The 19183-nt window shown below is 59.4% G+C and carries 15 protein-coding genes and 5 pseudogenes; 12 read left to right on the top strand and 8 right to left on the bottom strand.

Annotation, left to right across the window (positions count from 1 at the left end; translation table 11 throughout):
* Nucleotides 1-11: 11 nt before the first annotated feature.
* From AC15MQ_RS05925 to AC15MQ_RS05900, 6 genes are all read right to left on the bottom strand, one after another.
* Nucleotides 12-239, bottom strand: a complete 228-nt coding sequence (locus AC15MQ_RS05925; RefSeq protein WP_483079623.1) for a helix-turn-helix domain-containing protein — start codon at nucleotides 237-239, stop codon at nucleotides 12-14.
* Nucleotides 240-404: 165 nt separating this feature from the next.
* The gene (locus AC15MQ_RS05920) at nucleotides 405-1118 is read right to left on the bottom strand and encodes a hypothetical protein (RefSeq protein ID WP_483079622.1); all 714 of its coding nucleotides are present in this window, start codon (nucleotides 1116-1118) and stop codon (nucleotides 405-407) included.
* Nucleotides 1119-1230: 112 nt separating this feature from the next.
* Nucleotides 1231-1491: a DUF2442 domain-containing protein gene (locus tag AC15MQ_RS05915; RefSeq protein WP_483079621.1), complete on the bottom strand. Its 261-nt coding sequence runs from the start codon at nucleotides 1489-1491 to the stop codon at nucleotides 1231-1233.
* The gene (locus AC15MQ_RS05910) at nucleotides 1488-1718 is read right to left on the bottom strand and encodes a type II toxin-antitoxin system MqsA family antitoxin (RefSeq protein WP_287652141.1); all 231 of its coding nucleotides are present in this window, start codon (nucleotides 1716-1718) and stop codon (nucleotides 1488-1490) included. Before AC15MQ_RS05910 ends, AC15MQ_RS05915 begins: the two co-directional genes overlap by 4 nt.
* Nucleotides 1715-1993, bottom strand: a complete 279-nt coding sequence (locus tag AC15MQ_RS05905) for a DUF4258 domain-containing protein (RefSeq protein ID WP_483079620.1) — start codon at nucleotides 1991-1993, stop codon at nucleotides 1715-1717. The genes AC15MQ_RS05910 and AC15MQ_RS05905 overlap by 4 nt, the downstream gene beginning before the upstream one ends.
* Entirely contained in the window at nucleotides 1990-3222 is a 1233-nt protein-coding gene (locus AC15MQ_RS05900) for a tyrosine-type recombinase/integrase (RefSeq protein ID WP_483079619.1), read from the bottom strand. Before AC15MQ_RS05900 ends, AC15MQ_RS05905 begins: the two co-directional genes overlap by 4 nt.
* Before the next feature lie 638 nt (nucleotides 3223-3860).
* Here AC15MQ_RS05900 and AC15MQ_RS05895 point away from each other — a divergent pair.
* Nucleotides 3861-4586, top strand: a pseudogene (locus AC15MQ_RS05895) (reverse transcriptase domain-containing protein); the annotation flags it as partial.
* Between the two features lie 540 nt (nucleotides 4587-5126).
* Here the strand turns inward: AC15MQ_RS05895 and AC15MQ_RS05890 are convergent.
* Nucleotides 5127-6242: pseudogene (locus tag AC15MQ_RS05890) on the bottom strand (recombinase family protein); the annotation flags it as partial.
* 143 nt (nucleotides 6243-6385) lie between these two features.
* On the bottom strand, nucleotides 6386-6679 hold the full coding sequence (locus tag AC15MQ_RS05885; RefSeq protein WP_483079618.1) for a hypothetical protein: 294 nt from the start codon (nucleotides 6677-6679) through the stop codon (nucleotides 6386-6388).
* Nucleotides 6680-6780: 101 nt separating this feature from the next.
* Between AC15MQ_RS05885 and AC15MQ_RS05880 the strand changes: the two genes are divergently transcribed.
* The 11 genes and pseudogenes from AC15MQ_RS05880 to AC15MQ_RS05830 all read left to right on the top strand — a co-directional run bounded on the left by AC15MQ_RS05880 (nucleotide 6781) and on the right by AC15MQ_RS05830 (nucleotide 19183).
* On the top strand, nucleotides 6781-7488 hold the full coding sequence (locus AC15MQ_RS05880) for a group II intron maturase-specific domain-containing protein (protein ID WP_483079617.1): 708 nt from the start codon (nucleotides 6781-6783) through the stop codon (nucleotides 7486-7488).
* A gap of 82 nt (nucleotides 7489-7570) precedes the next feature.
* Nucleotides 7571-7777: pseudogene (locus AC15MQ_RS05875) on the top strand (ISAs1 family transposase); the annotation flags it as partial.
* A gap of 272 nt (nucleotides 7778-8049) precedes the next feature.
* Nucleotides 8050-10311 (top strand): CHASE domain-containing protein, encoded by a 2262-nt coding sequence (locus tag AC15MQ_RS05870; protein ID WP_483079616.1) that lies wholly within the window; start codon nucleotides 8050-8052, stop codon nucleotides 10309-10311.
* The gene (locus tag AC15MQ_RS05865; RefSeq protein ID WP_483079615.1) at nucleotides 10221-11423 is read left to right on the top strand and encodes an ATP-binding protein; all 1203 of its coding nucleotides are present in this window, start codon (nucleotides 10221-10223) and stop codon (nucleotides 11421-11423) included. Before AC15MQ_RS05870 ends, AC15MQ_RS05865 begins: the two co-directional genes overlap by 91 nt.
* Nucleotides 11399-11932: a UPF0758 domain-containing protein gene (locus AC15MQ_RS05860; protein ID WP_483079614.1), complete on the top strand. Its 534-nt coding sequence runs from the start codon at nucleotides 11399-11401 to the stop codon at nucleotides 11930-11932. The genes AC15MQ_RS05865 and AC15MQ_RS05860 overlap by 25 nt, the downstream gene beginning before the upstream one ends.
* 95 nt (nucleotides 11933-12027) lie before the next feature.
* A pseudogene (locus tag AC15MQ_RS05855) lies at nucleotides 12028-13259 on the top strand (ISAzo13 family transposase).
* A 26-nt stretch (nucleotides 13260-13285) separates the two neighbouring features.
* Nucleotides 13286-14887 carry a type I restriction-modification system subunit M gene (locus AC15MQ_RS05850; protein ID WP_483079613.1) on the top strand — a complete coding sequence of 534 codons (1602 nt, stop codon included), beginning with the start codon at nucleotides 13286-13288 and terminating at the stop codon, nucleotides 14885-14887.
* Nucleotides 14884-15887: pseudogene (locus AC15MQ_RS05845) on the top strand (virulence RhuM family protein). Before AC15MQ_RS05850 ends, AC15MQ_RS05845 begins: the two are co-directional and overlap by 4 nt.
* Before the next feature lie 118 nt (nucleotides 15888-16005).
* Nucleotides 16006-17313 (top strand): restriction endonuclease subunit S, encoded by a 1308-nt coding sequence (locus tag AC15MQ_RS05840; protein ID WP_483079612.1) that lies wholly within the window; start codon nucleotides 16006-16008, stop codon nucleotides 17311-17313.
* A gap of 215 nt (nucleotides 17314-17528) precedes the next feature.
* Nucleotides 17529-17879 carry a helix-turn-helix domain-containing protein gene (locus tag AC15MQ_RS05835; RefSeq protein ID WP_483079611.1) on the top strand — a complete coding sequence of 117 codons (351 nt, stop codon included), beginning with the start codon at nucleotides 17529-17531 and terminating at the stop codon, nucleotides 17877-17879.
* A complete protein-coding gene (locus tag AC15MQ_RS05830; RefSeq protein ID WP_483079610.1) occupies nucleotides 17876-19183 on the top strand; it encodes a type II toxin-antitoxin system HipA family toxin in 1308 nt (435 codons plus the stop codon). The genes AC15MQ_RS05835 and AC15MQ_RS05830 overlap by 4 nt, the downstream gene beginning before the upstream one ends.

The raw sequence follows: 19183 nt of genomic DNA, 5'->3' as shown, positions 1-19183 counted from the left end.
GCGAATCACTCTCACGCCGTCGAACCAGTTTCGCGAGTGCGCTTTTCCAGCCAGGCTTCAAGGTCCGCACGGCGGTAACGCACGTTGCGCCCGATCTTGATGAAGGGAAGGTTGTAGCGCCCGGTGCTGCGCCACACAGACAGGGTCCCGGGGGAATTGTCGAGAAACTGCGCCGCCGCTTTCTCGTCGAGCAGGTCCGCGCCTGCTGCGATGAGATTACAGAGATTCTTGGTAGTCATCATTCGCTCCAATAGGGAACTGCACGGGGCAGTTCAGAACTGCAAAGCGCAGTTCATGGAGCGAAGGTTAGAGAAAGGGAACAGGAAGAAAAACGGAAAGGGGTTTCCCTTTAAGGGGGTCACCCTTCGTCAAAGCCTTGCCGCGGCTTACTTGCGATGGTGTCGCTATTCGTCTGGTTTGCGGCCCGTCGGCGCCCATTCAGGGCGAATGATGCTCGCAGCCTTTTCGGCAAGACTTTCCGAGTATCCGCGCTTGATCAGCCATTCCGCCACATCTGCATTCTTCGGGTGGGTACCCCTATCTTCTCGATCAGCATTCGCCCAATGCGTCGCCGAAGCTTGATTTAATGTGGCGAGCTTGTCGGAAACGTGACCGCGCTGGGCGGATATGGGCAAGGTCAAAAAAGTGTCTGCCGCTGGGGTTTCGCGACGCTCACGGATATTTTTAATATCAGCACTTTGTGCAAAAATAACATCTTTTGTTACGCGCAATTCATCGTCACTTAAACCGCCTACTCTTCTGAAACTTGTAATATATTCATTATGTATCCACCAATGGCCGTTGCTATCTCTATCAGAGAGTGCGTCTATCTGCACTGTAATCGTCCCCATTTTGAGAAGTTCGGCAGATTCCATTCTGGTTAAAGGGATGTACATGAAGTGCTTTAAGCCATAGTCCACCGCCACCCAAAAATATGGCGGTCCGTCTGTGGGAGGTTCTGCATATTCATCGTAATAACCGCATTCTGCGGGCATGAGTCGATTTATTAGCCAATACAAGCGCACCCTACCTTCTGACGCTGCAATCAATACTGTGTCCGCGTCAGTATCAAGTATTTCCGCAGCCTTATTCAGCCGAATATGTGTTGATTCAAGCACTCCGCGCCCCTTTTACGCTTCGCCCTTGGTTCAGGATGCCGCGCCAGCCGGGCAAGGGAACCCGGTTTTCTCTCCGTCGAGATAGGCGCAGCAAAACTCAGGTTTTCTCAGGTCACGCGGCCCGGTCGCCATGTTGCGCGCGCATCAGATCAAGCAGGAATTCTGGCGCAAGGTCCGCGCCGTTGGCCCATGCCGCCGTGCGCATCACGGGGTGCTGGCTTGCCGTGGCGAACACGGCAGGATCATGCAGCGCCTCGAACATTTCGCCGTCGATTTCAGTGGATAAATCCACTTCGCCGGCTTCGCCGTTGTTGAACCGCAGGAACAGGCGATAACCGGGCAGGGGGGTTACTTCCGTGGTGTGCAGGATCACGCCGCCACCGCAAAGCGCCGCACGTCGATTTCCACGCCCGCCGCCGCCGCCTGTTCGGCCTGTTTCAGCAAGGCCACGGTAACGGCTTCATCATGGAAGGCTTCGCCGCAGTTCTCGCACACCAGCGCCGGCACTTCGCGGAAAACGATCGTCATGCCGCCGCGCTCAAGTGGAACAGTGGCGGTTCCGGGGCGGGTTTCGCCGTGACGGCAGATTGGGCATTTCATGGGTTTCTCCTTGTTGCCAGGTCCGCCAGCCATAGGGCGGGGTCGGGTTCGTAGACGGTTATGATGATGCGCTCGCCCTCGCCGGGGTTGTCAGCGAACACCAGATGCAAAGGGCGGTTGCCGGCGAAGCCCAGCCATAGGCAGCTAGGGTAGGGCGTATCGGTCGGGTAGTCCTCGATCACGCTGCCCGATACCAGCGCCGCGGCAACGTCGGCTGTCGATATGGCGCGCTCGAACATTCGCCGCACGGCATGCTGCCGATAGATCAGTTTCACGCCTTGCCCCGCTTCGGTATGGTCACCACTTCCGCCGCGGCTTTCATTCCGCCGGCCTCCATCATCGCCGCGGTTGCCGTGTTGACGGACGATCGCACCGGGTCAAGGTCGAGACGGGCATAGATCGCCGTTGCCTGTTGGCTCTTGTGGTTCAGGCTCTTGCCGATGATCGCCAGCGAAGCGCCGGTTCTTGCCTGCCAGCTTCCCAGCGTGCGCCGCAGATCGTGCAGGGTTACGCCGTTCGGGTCGTTTCTGCCGTAGGGGATACCGGCCCGCACCATGACGCGAATGACCGCGTTCTTCGGTTCCACCATGTGACCGCTGACGCCAGGTCCGGGGAAGACGAACCCGCCGCCGGTCGTTTCCTGCCGTGCCTTGAGGATCTCCACCGCTTCCGGGCAGAGCGTCACGTTCTGCGGGGTGCCGTTCTTCGTATCGGGGACACGCCAGACGGAATCAGCCAAGTTGATTTCTGACCAGTGCATCGCGCACAGATTGGCCCGCCGAGCGCCGGTCAGCAGCGCCAGCAGGATGAAGTCACGCATGGCGATACTCGGTTCTTCGGCCAGCGATTGAAAGAAGCGGGGCAGTTCGTCGGCTTGCAAGAAGCGGTCACGGCTCATCACGCGGCCTGCCACCTTGACGCCTTGTGCCGGGTTCGTTTCGAGGTAGCCCCATTCAATCGCCTTGCCGAAGATGCCAGACGCCAGCGCCCGTACAAGCCTGACCGTCGCCGCTGCCTTGCCGGCCTTCTCAACATCGGAGAGCGCACGGGCAATCATCGCCCTCGTGATGCTCGTCAGCTTTCGGTCGCCAAGTGGCTTTTGCAGGTAGTCCCGGAACCGCTGCTGCATGTCACGCCACACCACCAGCTTTTCGCCGTGCCGGGTGCCGTACTCGGTGAAAAACTCCGTCAATGTCGGTTCAGCCTTGAAGGTTCGCTTTACTTCGGCAGGGTTCGCGCCCTGCTCGATTTCGGCATTCACCGTAGCGGCAGCCTTGCGCGCTTGCTCCACCGTCATGGCTGGGAAGCGCCCCAGGGTGACACGCTCCGGCCCGCCGCCCTTGGTGCGCCGGTACATGGAAAAGGTTTTCATGCCCGCCGGGGTTACACGTAGCTGCAGGCCTGTTGTCTTGGTGTCGTAATACGTTGCGCGCGTGCCGGTCGCAGGTGTAGGCAGCGCAAGGATTCGCTCCTTGTTGAACTGGAATCTTGCAGCATCATCCATGACATCACCTTATGCGTACGTTCTGTGCTGGGGTTACGCCGGGGTTACATTTGCGGTCAAAAACCGTGTATTTTGGTGTAACCCCGTTAATGTAAGTGTAGCACTAACATATTGCTGCGTATAGGTTTGTTAAGGTCTGATAATGCGTAGGTATGCCAGAAATCACGCATTCGTAATGCGAAGGTCGACAGTTCGATTCCGTCCAGCGGCACCAGTAAATCAAGCACTTAGGCCACTTTCAAGAGTGGCCTTTTTGTTTGCGCGCCCAGCATGGGCGCACTCTTGCGGGTGCAAGTCCCGCCGTAAGTTGATCACAGCGAACGAAGCGAAGCGCAACTGCCTGAGGGTGACCGATGGTGGGAAGGAAGCGTGAAGTGAAACTGTGAGCCGATGGACAAGAACCGGATAGAAGGCGCTGCCGAGCAGGGCGAGCGGGCAAGTGACTGCGAAGCTCTCGTGATCAAGGCGAAGTGGCGTAAATTCGGCGGCTGTGCAGGGAAGGAGTGCGTTCTTACCTGGGGAGATCTCGCCTCATGGCTGAAAGGCCGACGGTGACAAGCCGGAGCGAGAAGTCAGCAGAGGCCATAGTAGCTGCCGGCAAGGGGCGAAGGGCCGAACGAGTAGGAGGGCCGACGGCCATGTTGCTTGGAAGTGCAGTGCATCAGACGCTCGGGCAACCGGGGCGCAAGGCGGGAGGGCGAGGTGAAGCCAAGCCCGAAGCGTTGCGTGATGAAGCACGGCCGGCGCGACAGGGACTCGAAGGTTCAGGGCGAGATGACCTGCTCACGCAGGCGCTCGCGAGCGCGAACATGGTGAATGCGTGGAAACGCGTCAAAGCCAATCGCGGCAGTGCTGGGGTGGATGGACGGACGATTGCCGAGACGGCGGCGTACCTGAGAACGCACTGGCCCGGGATTCGGGAGGCATTACTGAACGGCAGTTACCGGCCTGAGCCGGTGCGGCGCGTACAGATTCCGAAGGCCGGTGGCGGGATGCGGGAATTGGGGATTCCGACGGTGACGGATCGGCTGATCCAGCAAGCCCTGCTGCAGGTCTTGCAGCCGATGATTGATCCGACGTTCTCCGAACACAGCTTCGGCTTCCGACCGGGACGCCGTGCGCACGACGCGGTGCTCACTGCACGGCGCTACGTGCAGGACGGTTACCGGATGGTGGTCGATGTCGATTTGGAGAAGTTCTTCGACCGGGTCAATCACGACATTCTGATGGAACGGTTATCGCGGCGAATCGACGACAAGGCCGTGCTGCGGCTGATTCGTCGTTACCTTGTGGCCGGCATCATGGATGGCGGCGTGGTCATGCAACGGTATGAGGGGACGCCGCAAGGCGGTCCGTTCACTCCTCGTACACAAAGGATAACTTGCGGCGGAACGTTGGCCTTCTGAAGATTGATGCAGAGTGGATGAGTCATCCGGGTTCCCGGAAGATGGAACGGGGGTTGGGATCGAATGGCGAATGGTGATGCTGTCAGAACTGACGACGACTTCCTTGACCAGCAGCCGCACGATACGCTGACGTTCGGCGATATCGAGGGTGTGAACATTTTCCCGCATCCGCCCAAGGAATGCCGATAGCGTTTCCGCCAATCGGAGGTAGGCGGCTTGGTCGGAGAACTGGGCGCTGAGCGACTCGACTTCGGCGTGCAGGGCCAGCTCACGCTGGCGCAGCGCAGGCATGCGCCGACGCAGTTCCGCCAACGACAGCAAGTCCTCCTGATAGGCGGTGAGAAGCCGCTCCATGCTCTTTTGTACTCGCGCCAGATCCCGGTGGAGCGTTTCTTGGCGACGCTGCGCAGGATGTGTCTGGCGCGCCACTTCAAGCCGCCGATCCAACTCGGTCTGGATGAGCGCCGGATCCTCCAACAGGCGCAGGACTTCGGCCCATACGATGCTTTCCAGCAAGTCCAGCCGGATCGGGCGCTGATCACAGCGGGCCTGGCCGTCGTAGCGATAGGCATCCGAGCCGAGGCAGCGGTAGTAGAAGAGCTTGCGTGCCGTGCTGCGGGTCGAGGTTCGATAGAGAGCATAGCCACACTGGCGGCAGTGTACGAGTCCCTGCAGCAGGCTGGGCTCGACGGTGCGCCGAGCCGCGTACTTCTTGTTCACCACCAGACGTTCCTCGGCGAGGGCAAACGTCTCCTCATGGATCAAGGCGGGAACCGCGATCTCGAGCCATTCCTCGCGTGGGCGCTCCAGGCTGGCGCTGTTGCGTACCGGCAATCCCCCGCGTTGCCGGGCCAGACGATTGAGGCGCTGTCGTACTGCGACCTGGGTCTTGCCAAAGCAAGCCTGTCCCTTGTACGCCGGGTTGCGAAGCATCGCCCAGACGGTGGAGCGTTCCCATCGGGTGCCTTCCTTTCGGGTCGGCACCTCCTGCTCGTTCAGCCAACGCGTGATCGCACCGATCGACAAGCCGCCAGCGGTATAAAGATCATAGACTTGGCGCACCACCTCGGCTTGTGCCTCGATCACCTCATAGCGAGCGTTCGCCTCATCGCTCTTGCACACGTAGCGGTAGCCATAGGGAGCGCCACTCAACACACTGACTTCTCCCAGTTGGGCGCGGTGGCGCTTGCCGCGGCGCGAGCGCTCCAGGATTTGCGCTCGCTCGTATTCGGCGATCATGCCCTGGAACTGCAGCAGCAACTGATCTTCCGGGGTCTCGCTGCGCGGGGCCCGCAGGAAAACGGCGGCCACCCCGTGGCGAGCCAACTCCTCGGTGAGCAGGACCTGATAGGCGTACTTGCGGCTCAGCCGGTCAGGCGAGAGCACGAGCACCGCTTCAATCTGTCCTCCCGCCGCCAGATCGCGTACCCGCTCCAGCCCTGGCCGCAGCAGGCTCGCCCCGCTGTAGCCCTCGTCCTCGAAGATCCATTCAGCCGGCACGCAATAGTCCTTGCTTGCAGCGAAGGCCACCAGTGCCGCTGTCTGGCTGGCAATCGTGTGCTCCTCGCGCTGTTGCGCCGACGACACGCGGGCGTAAATGGCTGCTGTCTTCATCGCTCTTTCCACTCAGCCCGGACGGCCGCCCCGTGCGGCGTGCCCGATCCGGTACCAGGATCTCGTAGACTTGCTCAAGCTTGGCGGCGAGCAGGCGGTCAAAGACATAGTCCAGATACACGTCATGACCCTGCCGGCGCCGATCAACCATGTTGGCGTGCCTTGGCCAGATACGCCGATACCGCGCACCCAACAATCTCGCCCATCGTCCGGCCGCTTTCTTGAGCATACGCGCGCAACTCCCCCACGACCTCGCCGGGGATTTTGATCGTGACGGGAATGGTCGGTTGGGCAACCGGCAGCGGCTGCGCGAGTTCCTGTGCCTCCTGCAGGTATCGATAGGCCTGGCGACGCGACAACGCGAATGATTCGGTCAATACTTGCGCGGCCTCGCTGAGGCTGTGACCACGAACAAGCAGAGCGAAGGCGCTGTTCACCCGTTGTGCCCTTTCGGAATCGGTGGCGCGCGACATGTGCCTTAAGCATATGACCCCCTGCGACGCAAATCAAGTGTCGTTTCAGAACGATGAAGGGGAATTTGCCGATCGAACTCGAAGTTATCTTTTGTGTACGTGGCGTGGTCAGTCCGGTGTTGGCCAACTTGTTCCTCCACTACACGTTTGACGTCTGGATGACGAAACACTATCCGGACAACCCCTGGTGTCGGTATGCGGATGATGGGTTGGTCCATTGTCGGACCGAGCAGGAGGCGCAGGCCCTGATGGCGGCGCTCGATGCAAGGTTTGCGCAATGCGCCCTGCTGATGCATCCGGACAAGACCAAGATCGTGTACTGCAAAGACGGTAGTCGCAAGGGGAGGTATCCGGTCACGCAGTTTGATTTCCTCGGATATACCTTCCGGCCAAGGGTAGTGAAGAACAGCAAGCGCAACAGCCTGTTTGTGAGCTTCACCCCGGCGGTCAGCAACAAAGCGCTGACGGCGATGCGGGCATCGACACGCAAACTGAGCTACCGAAATCGGACGGAGCTGAGCCTAGCCGACATTTCCCGACTGCACAATCCAATCCTGAGGGGTTGGCTGGCGTATTACGGAAGATTCTATCGGTCGGCGATGTACCCCGTCTTCAGGCACTTCAACAAGACGTTGGTGGCTTGGGCGATGAGGAAGTACAGACGGCTGAAGGGCCACAAAATACGGGCGAGCAGGTTTCTCGAACAGCTTTCCGAGAAGAAGCCGTATCTCTTCGTGCATTGGCAGAAAGGAATGGTCGGTGCGTTTGCTTGATGGGAGCGGTGTGAATCGAGAGGTTCACGCACCGTTCTGTGAGAGGCCGGGGGTGCAACTCCTCCGGCCTACTTGCCACAGCCTGCATTGGTGCATGGATGTCGTCTTTGGCGACGACCAGATGCGCGCTCGCACCGATCATGCCGCTCAGAATTTCGCCGTCTTGCGCCAGTTCGTCTTGAACCTCCTGCGCCTCGCTCCGGTAAAACGCAAAGGGGGCCTCAAGGTTCAGCGACTGATCGCCGCCACTTCGGACGCCTTCCGCGCCCAACTCCTGGGTCTTGTATAAGATTCATGCGATTGCCCTGGAGGGCCGATCCAGGCAGGAGCACACGCAAATCTTTTCATTTACACTGTCGGTGTTGTCAACATTTCGGGTGCGCTTCCTCCTGAGCTGCGACAACGACCTTCTCCTGTTTGGTTCCGGCTTTGCCGGCTGACGTCAAATTTGTACCAGGCCTTATGCGGCGAGATGGGATTGAGATGATCGGTAAGGCCGCGGGGAACACGTGTATGGGCCGAAGTGGCGCGTGGCGGGTCGGCAATTTTCTGGTCCCGGGAATGATCCTGATTCCCGGCATGGTGTTGACCCTCGTGGTTTGGCAAGTCGTTCGCCAGCACGAGAGTAGCAAATCCCGAGTCGAATTCGAGCTCCTGCTCCACCATATAACAGACGCCATCCAGGATCGACTGAAGGCGAACGAACAGGTTCTGCGTGGTGCTGTCGGTCTTTTTTCTGCCAACACTCAGGTCGGAAGGGATGTGACGCGGGCCGAGTTCAAAGCCTTTGTGGCGGCCCTAAGACTCAACGAGCGATACCCGGGTATCCAGGGGGTCGGCTTTTCCAGGCTGATCACGCCCGCGCAGCTTGCCGACCACCTGCTCGCGATTCGCGCCGATGGCTTTCCGGAATACGCGTTGCGCCCTCCCGGTGAGCGCAGGAACTACTCATCCATCGTCTATCTTGAACCGTTCGACTGGAGAAACCAGCGTGCATTCGGCTACGACATGTACTCGGAACCGGTACGACAGCGCGCGATGGAGCGAGCCTGGAAAAGTGGTGCTGCGGCTCTCTCCGGCCGGGTCATCCTGCTTCAGGAAACCGACAAGGACGTTCAGCCAGGGATCCTGATGTATCTGCCGGTTTACCACTCAGGGACTACGCCGACCGGCGAAGAGCGACGTCTGGACGAACTCATCGGCTGGGCGTATTCGCCGCTACGGATGAAGGACATGATGTCCAGTCTGCTTGAACGCGACATTCCGCACACGGTTGGGCGGATTGCTTTCACCATTTACGACGGAGAAAACGCCGACCCAGCGGCGTTGCTCTTTTCCAACGAAGATTCCGACAAAGGCGAAGCCAGTCGATTCCACGCCAGCAGGAAGATCGAGATTGCAGGACAACCGTGGTTTCTGACAGCAACGGCACTACCCGGACTGGGAGAGCCTACGAGTGTTGCGAATTCAATGGTCATCCTGACGGCAGGCTTGGGTATCAGTCTGCTGCTGGCCTTCCTCAACATGAACCAGTTACGCAGTTCTGCACGTCTCGCAGTTGCGGTTAGCCAATTGCAGGAAAGCGAGTCCCGCTTCCGTCACTTCTTCGAGAAGAACAAATCGGTGATGTTCCTCATCGATCCCGAAAGCGGTGCGATCATCGACGCAAATCAGGCGGCAGCAAGCTATTATGGCTATCCGAAGCCAAGCCTGCTCGGCATGCTCATCAACGAGATCAACACGCTGCCACCGGAAGAAGTCGCTCAGGAACGACAACGGGCGTTGCACGAGGAACGAAACTACTTCAACTTTCCTCACCGGCTGGCTTCCGGCGAGATTCGCGATGTCGAAGTCTATTCGACACCGGTCGAAGCCGCTGGCAAGCCGCTGCTCTTTTCCGTGATCCATGACATCACGGAACGCAAGCAGCAGGAGAGAGCCCTGCGTGAGGCCAGCCTGCAACTGGCCTTGGCGCAGAGCGCGGCTCAAGCCGGCTTCTGGAATTGGGATATCGTTAGCGGCAAGCCGACCTGGACGCCGGAACTCTTCCAGCTTCTTGGCCTTGATCCGGCCACGACGGAGGCCAGTTTTGAAGCATGGCAGTCTGTGCTGCATCCAGACGACCTCCAAGAGGCTGTAGGACGTATTGGCGATGCCGTACGGGACCATGTTCCGCTGGTGAACGAATATCGCATTGTACTGCCGTCGGGGCAGACGCGCTGGATCTATGCCAGGGGCGATACCTCGTATGACGCGCAGGGCCGTCCCTTGTACATGAGCGGTTTATGCATCGACATCACGTCGCGGAAGCAAATCGAGTCCGATCTGCACGACAGCGAGGAGACCTTCCGAACTCTGGCTGCATTAGCTCCAGTCGGAATTTATCTGGCTTCGCCCGACGGTGACTGTATCTATGCGAACAGGCGCTGGTGTGAAATGGCCGGAATGTCCCCGGCAGACGCTCTCGGCAAGGGATGGTTGGCGGCGTTGCATCCGGAAGATCGCGAAGCCGTTGCGTCGAACTGGCAGCGAATGGTTGCGTCTGAAGGGACCTGGGGCCATGAGTACCGCTTTCGCACTCGGGCTGGAAGGGTACCTGGGTATATGGTTTGGCCTCGCCACAACGGGATTCCGCGGGCCAGATCGTCAAATACATTGGCAGCAACCTCGACATTACCGAACGCAAGCATACAGAAGCCGAGCTTGACCAGTATCGTCACCACCTTGAAGCGATGGTCGAGGAACGCACGAAGGAGCTTTCCGCAGCCAAGGAGGCTGCCGAAGCCGCGAGTCGCGCCAAGAGCACCTTCCTCGCCAACATGAGTCACGAGTTGCGCACGCCCATGAACGCCATCATGGGGATGACTGAACTGATCATGCGACGGACAACCGACGCAAGACAGATGGATCAGTTGGGCAAGCTGAAACACGCTTCCACGCATCTGCTGTCAGTCATCAACGACGTCCTGGATATTTCCAGGATCGAGGCCGAGCACCTGGTCCTGGAGCAGCTCAGCTTCAAATTCGGCCTGGTGCTGGAAAACCTGATGGGCATGATCGGGCAGAAAGTTGCGGAAAAGGGCCTGAAGCTGTTCTTCGATCTGCCGCCTGCAGTTGCCAGCCTGACGTTGCTGGGCGATCCGATGCGTCTGGGTCAGATTTTCCTCAATCTCGCGGGCAACGCCGTCAAATTCACTGCACAAGGTGCCATTACCGTGCGAGTCAAGCTACTTGAGGAACATCCGGGCGATGTCCTGTTGCGTTGCGAGGTGCAGGATACCGGCATTGTCATCGCGATCGAGGATCAGAGACGCCTGTTTACCGCCTTCGAGCAGGCCGATAGTTCGATGACCCGCAAGTATGGTGGTACCGGCCTGGGACTTGCCATCAGCAAGCGTCTGGTTGAAATGATGGGTGGAAGTATCGGCATCGAGAGTACGCTTGGGCAGGGCAGCACCTTCTGGTTTACCGTAAGTCTGAAGAAGTCGTCCGACGCCGACACCCTGGCGCCGACTATTGCAGAACAATCAGCAGAGGTGCAACTCAAAGCCCATCACGCCGGGGCACGCATCCTTCTTGCAGAAGACGAGCCGATCAATCAGGAGGTTGCACGCGGGTTGCTGACAGATGTCGGCCTCACCGTGGAGTTGGCCGAGGACGGAGGTTGCGCGGTCGCCATGTCGCAACGCAGCCACTACGACCTGATCCTGATGGACATGCTGATGCCGATGATGAACGGCATAGAGGCCACGCGGGTGATCCGGACGTTGCCCGGCTACGCACGCACCCCGATTCTGGCGATGACGGCGAATGCCTTCAATGAGGATCGCAGGGTCTGCCTTGCCGCCGGCATGGACGACCACCTCGCCAAACCCATCGACCCCGATGTGCTGTACGAGACCTTGTTGCAGTGGTTGAGCAAGTCTCGCGCATAGGCTTCAGGGAGGGCTGGCCAGCGGCATCACATGATCGCTTCAACTTATACCGAGTGGCGACGGCATGGATTGCCGGGGATGTCGGGCTTCTGGCGCACGGTGCCGCGTCGCTGTCGGATGCCGAGTTGCTGGCGATCTTCCTGAGTGTCGGCTGCAAGGGGAAATCCGCGGTCGACCTGGGGCGTGAGCTGATCAGCCGCTTCGGCGGGCTGAACGGCCTGTTCGCGGCCAGCCAGGCCGACTGTTCGGCGGTGCCTGGCATGGGGCCCGCGAAATGCGCGCAGTTGCAGGAGGTCCTGGAAAAGGTGTGGCGGTCGCTGGGCGATGAAATGCGCCGGGGAAACGGCTCTTCTTCACCGGCGGCGGCGCGCGATTACCTGCGGCTGCCTCTCGGGGGGCTGCAGCACGAGGTGTTCTTCGCGCTGTGGCTGGATGCGCAGAATCGCCTGATCGCCTCGGCAAATCTGTATAAAGGCAGGATGTTTCAAATTCTCACTCTGTCCCAATAAGAAAACAGACAAAAAAGGCTTAAGGTGATATCCCCAATTCTTCATACCGTTGTGTGCGATACTTTTAGCCGATTCTGCGATTGGAGGTCTTGCGAATGGGAGTCGCCACGGTAGCGGAAAGGAAGATTTCTCTTGAAGCCGAGCACCTGGAAGATATCCGGCTTGCTGCGAGCAAGATGACGGGGGCGAGGCGCAGGGCGTTTCAGGCGGAGATGGCGTTGAAATATTGTAGTGGCAGTGCTCGGCGTGCCGAGGAGGTATTCGGCTGGAGTCGGCAGGCCGTGCAGCTCGGTCTGCATGAGAAACGTACGGGTATCATCTGTCTGGGGCTGCACGCGTTCTGCTGCGGTGCGAAATTGTGGGAGAAGAAACACCCCGAGGTGGCGCAAGCCCTGTGGGAACTGGCGGAAAGTCATGCGCAACAAGACCCGACTTTTCGTACGACCGTGTCGTTCACCCGCCTGACGGCGGAGGAAGCCATCAAGCAGTTGCGAGCACAGGGATTTGCGGACGATGTCCTGCCTTCCCGAAGCGGTATGTCGAAAGTGTTGAATCGCAACGGGTACCGGTTGCGCCCGGTGCTCAAGGCCAAACCCCAAAAAAAGTCCCTGAAACCGACGCCATTTTCGCCAACATCCGGGAACGTGACCGCGATAGCCAAGACGAAGCCGTCATGCGCCTGAGCATGGACTGCAAGGCGACGGTGAAGATTGGCGACTACTCGCGTGGCGGCAAGACGCGGGGTGACCACCGGGCTGCCGACCACGACATGGGGTGCGAGGAAAAACACACGCCGTTTGGTGTCGTCAATGAAGACAGTGGGTCTCTCCATCTGTCCTTCGGAAGCTCGGCGAAGACCAGCGATTTCATCATCGACAGTCTCTACGCCTGGTGGGAGCGTCAAGCACCCGAGGAGCGTGCTCGCGTCACACACCTCCAGATCAAGGCCGATAACGGACCGGAGAGCAATGGCCGGCGTACGCAATTCCTCAAGCGCATGGTCCAGTTCGCCGATCACATCGGCAGGTCCATCCGCCTCCTCTACTATCCGCCATACCACAGCAAATACAATCCGGTGGAGCGTTGCTGGGGAATCCTGGAAAAGCACTGGAACGGTGCCAAGCTGACCGATACCCAAACGATGCTGGAGTGGGCCAAGACCATGACCTGGAAAGGCGTTCATCCCGTCGTCGAACTGAGCCGCACGGTCTACGAGAAAGGAGTCACGGTGGCCAAGGAGGCTATGCAATCGGTCGAGTCCCGGCTGGAACGTCACCCGCTCCTACCCAAGTGGGACATCTTGATCCGACCAGTCAGCACGGTATGAACTATCGTAGAAATCACCTAACGCTGATGGCGAGCAATAACGGTAGCGGAAAATCCCTCGAATCCTGGATCTGGGACGCCGCCTGTTCCATCCGCGGGGCCAAGGACGCGCCGAAATACAAGGACTACATCCTCCCCCTGATCTTCACCAAGCGCCTCTGCGGCGTCTTCGACGACGAGCTGAACCGCATCGCCAAGGAAGTCGGCTCGCGCAAGAAGGCCTTCCAGCTCGCCAGGGCCGACCACAAGCTCGTCCGCTTCTACCTCCCGCTCGTGCCGGACGATCCCGAGCAGCCCGTCTGGTCCGTCATCCGCAAGCTCTCCGACAGGATCGGCGAAGGCGTCACCACCCACATGCGGTCCATCGCCCGGGAAAACCCGCTGCTGCAGGGGATCATCGACCGCGTCGACTTCAACGCCACCACGCACGGCCAGCGCGACCTCGACGACGATCGCCTCTCGAACCTCATCGAGGCGATCAGCACCAAGCGTCTCGGGCTCGACGACGTCGAGGCCGACATCATCGGCAAGAGCTACGAATACCTCATCCGCAAGTTTGCCGAGGGCGGCGGCCAGAGCGCCGGCGAGTTCTACACCCCGCCCGAGGTCGGCACCATCATGTCGCGCGTCCTCCAGCCCGAGCCCGGCATGGAAATCTACGACCCCACCTGCGGTTCCGGCGGCCTGCTGATCAAGTGCGAGTTCGCGATGGAAGAGGCCGCCTCTTCCCCCTCGCCCCGAACGGGGGAGAGGGTAGGGGTGAGGGGGCAATCAAAACAATTCGCCCCCCTCAAGCTCTACGGCCAGGAATACATCGCCGAGACCTGGGCCATGGCCAACATGAACATGATCATCCACGACATGGAAGGCCAGATCGAGATCGGCGACACCTTCAAGAACCCCAAATTCCGGAGCAAAGGCAAGCTCCGCACCTTCGACCGCGTCGTCGCCAATCCCATGTGGAACCAGGACTGGTTCACCGAGGCCGACTACGACAACGACGAACTCGACCGCTTCCCCGCCGGGGCCGGCTTCCCCGGCAAATCTTCCGCCGACTGGGGCTGGGTGCAGCACATGCACGCCAGCCTCAATGCCACCGGCCGCGCCGCCGTCGTCCTCGACACCGGCGCCGCCTCCCGTGGATCGGGCAATGCCGGCACCAACAAGGAAAAGACCGTCCGCCAGTGGTTTGTCGACCACGACCTTGTCGAGAGCGTGCTCTACCTGCCGGAAAACCTGTTCTACAACACCACCGCCCCGGGCATCGTCCTGTTTCTGAACAAGGCCAAGCCGAAGGAGCGGCAGGGCAAGGTTTTCCTGGTCAACGCCAGCCAGGTCTTCGCAAAGGGCGACCCCAAGAACTTCATCCCCGAAGCCGGCATCCAGCGCATCGCCGATACCCTCATCGGCTGGACGGAAGCGGAAAAACTCAGCCGCATCGTCGACCACGCCGAACTGAAGAAGAACGACTACAACATCTCCCCCAGCCGCTACATCCACACCAGCGACGCCGAAACATACCGGCCCATCGCGGAGATCGTCGAGGAACTGAAGGTCATCGAAGCCGAGGCGCGGGAAATGGACGAGGCCCTGCGAAAGATTCTCCAGCAACTGGGGGTGGCCAAATGAGCAACGAACCCACAGGCAATCTGGTCATTTACCAGACCGAGGATGGCCGGGCCTGGATTGAATGTCGGCTGGTAGATGCGACCGTGTGGCTGTCGCAGGCGCGCATGGGAGAGCTGTTCGACCGGTCGAAGAAAACCATCAGCGAACACCTCCAGAACCTTTTCGAGGAAGGCGAACTCGACCAGGACTCAGTTGTCCGGAATTTCCGGACAACTGCCGCCGACGGCAGATCCTACGACGTGGCCTACTACAATCTGGATGCCATTCTGGCTGTCGGGTTCCGGGTCAAATCGCCCCGTGGCACCCAATTCCGTCGCTGGGCCAATACCCAACTTCGCGAGCTGATCGTCAAAGGCTTCGTCATGGACGACGAGCGCCTCAAGAACCCCGGTGGCTGGGACTACTTCGACGAACTCCTCGCCCGTATCCGCGAGATCAGTGCGTCGGAGAAGCGCTTTTACCAGAAGGTGCGCGACCTCTTCGCTCTCAGCAGCGACTACCAGATCCGGGAACAGGAAACCTCGCTCTTCTTCGCCGAAGTGCAGAACAAACTCCTCTACGCCGCCACCCGCCAGACCGCCGCCGAGCTCATCATCGCCCGCGCCGATCCCAGCCAGCCCAACATGGCGCTCACCACCTGGAGCGGCTCCCGCGTTCGCAAGCACGACATCCTCATCGCCAAGAACTACCTCAGCGCAGACGAAGTCGTACCCTCAACCGCCTCGTCGTCATCTTCCTCGAACAGGCCGAACTCCGCGCCAAACAACAGAAAGACCTCACCCTCGAATTCTGGCGCAGCAGCGTGGACCGCAGTCTCGCTTCCAACGACCAGCCCCTGCTCGATGGCCCCGGCTCCGTCAGCCACGCGGACATGAAAACCATCGCCGCCGAACGCTACGACAGTTTCGACGCCAAACGCCGGCAGCAGGAAGCCATCGCTGCCGACGCCGAGGATTTGAAGGCCATCGAGGACCTCGAAAAAGACCTCAAGCGGAAGTGAGGCGAGAAGTGAGCGCCAAACGGAGCCAACGGAGCGCGGATAGCGCGACCGCCGAAGCACGCAGCGCGAAGAAGGATACGGACATGGTGTTGAAGGAGATTCTGGAGAAGATCGGGGTATGAGGATCGAGGAGTTCCAATTTCCTTCCGATTGGAGTCTCGGCCCCATTGCTGGGTGCTTCGACTTCACCACGAAGCCTCGCGGTCTCGACCTTTCGAAGAATGGCGACGAAATCCCGTTTTTCCCGATGGATCAAATCCCGTTGGGCCGGATTCGCGTATCTGAATTCATGCCCAAGCCATTGTCTCAGCTCGGAAGCGGCACCTACGTTGAAAACGGCGATCTCATGGTAGCCAAGATCACTCCGTCGTTCGAGAACGGCAAGCAGGCCATCGTCGATATCGAGACGGACTTCGCTTATGCCACGACTGAGGTGATCCCGATGCGGGGCAGGAACGGAGAGTCGGATACGCTCTTCCTATTTTTCTACCTTTTGCACCCTGAAGTACGTTCTGACCTCGCGGGCAAAATGGAAGGCAGCACGGGGCGTCAGCGTTTGAGTAAAACCGTTCTTGGCGACCGGTTCATCCCGCTCCCCCCACTCCCCGAGCAGAAGAAGATCGCGCACATCCTTTCGACGGTGCAGCGGGCGATCGAAGCGCAGGAGCGGATCATTCAGACCACCACCGAGCTGAAAAAGGCCCTCATGCACAAGCTCTTCACCGAAGGCCTCCGCAACGAACCCCAAAAACAAACCGAAATCGGCCCCATGCCCGAAAGCTGGGAGGTGGTGGGGTTGGGTAAGGTCGCAAAGATCGAGCGCGGTAAGTTTTCACACCGCCCACGCAACGCCCCCCGTTTCTACGGTGGCGAGTATCCCTTCGTTCAAACAGGCGACGTTTCCAATTGCGATGGCTACGTCCGTTCCTACACGCAAACGCTCAACGAGGATGGTCTTGCCATCAGCAAGATGTTTCCCGCTGGCACCATTCTCATCACGATCGCCGCCAATATCGGATTCACCGGGATTCTAGAATTTGATTCCGCATGCCCGGACAGCCTCATCGGAATTACGCCCGATGAGACTCTCCACGCCGAGTTTCTCAACTACTACCTGACCACACAGCAGCCGGAGATGGACCGACTCGCTCCCAAAGGCACGCAGAAGAATATCAACATTCAGTTCCTTAAACCTTGGCCAGTTCCATTGCCCTCCGTTGAAGAGCAGTCGGAAATTGCGGCAGCATTCTTGGCGACAGATCGGAAGATCAATCTGGCAACCCAGAAACGCAATCAACTCCAGGACCTCTTCCGTACCCTCCTTCACGAACTGATGACTGCGAAGACCCGCGTTCACAAACTTGACTTCTGGGCGAGACGAAGCAGTGATCCAGCGGTACATACAGGACCAGGAGCACGAGGATAAGCGACTGGATCAGCTGAGCCTATGGCGTTGATTTGCCACCTTTAGGTGGCGCAAGAAAGTCAGGGTCGCGTTAGCGACCCTGTTTAACCGCTTTGAGCGGCTCACACAATGAATGCCCCCGGCTCTGCCGGGGGATGGTTACTTATTTGGCAATATATCGAAATAATTGACGATATATGGCTGTATATCTGGATAACTCGCAATAAATTACGACCATGAAGATCACTGGCCTACTCACCGATGATGCCGTGCTCGCCGAACTGGGCGCACGGATTGCCGGTCGCCGGGTTGAATTGCAGCTCACCCAGGCGGCCGTGGCCGAACAGGCGGGGATCGCCAAGCGCACCCTCGAGCGCATGGAGGCCGGGCAGACGTCACAGTTGGGCACTTTGGTTCGGGTGCTGCGGGTGCTGGACGCCGCATCCGGGCTGGATAGCCTGATACCTGAGTCCGGGCCCAGACCGATGGATTTGTTGAAGCAAAAGGGCAAGGTCCGGCAACGGGCGTCGGGGCGCCGCGCTGAGAAAGAATCAGCCAAACCCTGGCGCTGGGATGAGAAACCATGAGCACGCTGGCCGAAGTCAGGCTGTGGGGTAAAACCATCGGCGCGGTCTCGCTGCAGGATGGGGAGGAGGTCGCCAGCTTTGAATTCGATGCCGAATTCGCGCAAAGCGGCATTCAGGTCGCGCCGATCGTGATGCCGCTTTCCAGGCGCGTGTACCGCTTCCCCGAGCTTTCCCGTTCGACTTTTCACGGGTTGCCCGGCCTGCTGGCCAACTCGCTGCCGGACAAATTCGGCAATGCGCTGATCGATGCCTGGCTGGCTTCGCAGGGGCGGCAAGCGAATTCCTTCAACGCAGTTGAGCGGCTTTGCTATACCGGCGAACGCGGCATGGGTGCGCTGGAATTTGCCCCCGCCATCGGCCCCAGGGCGAAGCTGACAACACCCATTGAGGTCGGCAAGCTGGTTGAGCTTGCATCGGAGGTGTTGGCCCACCGGAACAATTTGCAGGCATCTTTTGCGGCTGAAGGCAGGGAAGATGCGCTGAGGGATATTCTGCGCGTGGGCACATCCGCCGGGGGCGCGCGGGCGAAGGCGATCATCGCATGGAACCCGAAAACCAATGAAGTTCGGTCCGGCCAGGTCAAGGCCGGCAAGGGATTTGAATACTGGCTGTTGAAATTTGACGGCGTCAGTGGCAACAAGGACAAGGAACTGGAAGACCCGAAGGGCTACGGGATGATCGAGTATGCGTATTACCTGATGGCGCTCGACTGTGGCATTGAGATCAGTGAATGCCGGCTGTTCAAGGAGAATGGCCGCTCGCATTTCATGACGCGCCGCTTTGATCGGCTGACTACCGGCGAAAAACTTCACATGCAGTCGCTCTGCGCCCTGGCGCACTACGACTTCAACATGGCAGGCGCGCACAGCTACGAGCAGGCCTTGCTGGTGATGCGGCAACTGCAGTTGCCCATGCAGGCCATCGAGCAACTGTTCCGGCGCATGGTGTTCAACATCGTGGCCCGCAATCAGGATGACCACGTGAAGAATATTGCCTTCCTGATGAATAAATCCGGCGAGTGGTCGCTGTCGCCGGCCTTTGACATGACCTACAGCTTCAATCCTGCGGGGGCGTGGACGGCAAGCCATCAGATGACGATGAATGGAAAACGCGACCATTTCACGCTGGAGGACTTCAACGCCTGCGCCAGGACGGCTTCGATGAAGCGGGGGCGCGCCGCGAAAATCCTTGCCGAGGTGCAGGCGACGGTAGCGCAATGGCCATCGTTTGCGGAAACGGCAGGCGTGCCTGAAGGGGTGCGCGAAAAAATTCAGCGCACGTTGAATCTGAAACCCTATTCATGA

The sequence above is a fragment of the Candidatus Accumulibacter propinquus genome, assembly GCF_056856495.1.
The sequence above is the reverse complement of the archived record's forward strand: the minus strand, read 5'-3'. Positions and strand labels throughout refer to the sequence as shown.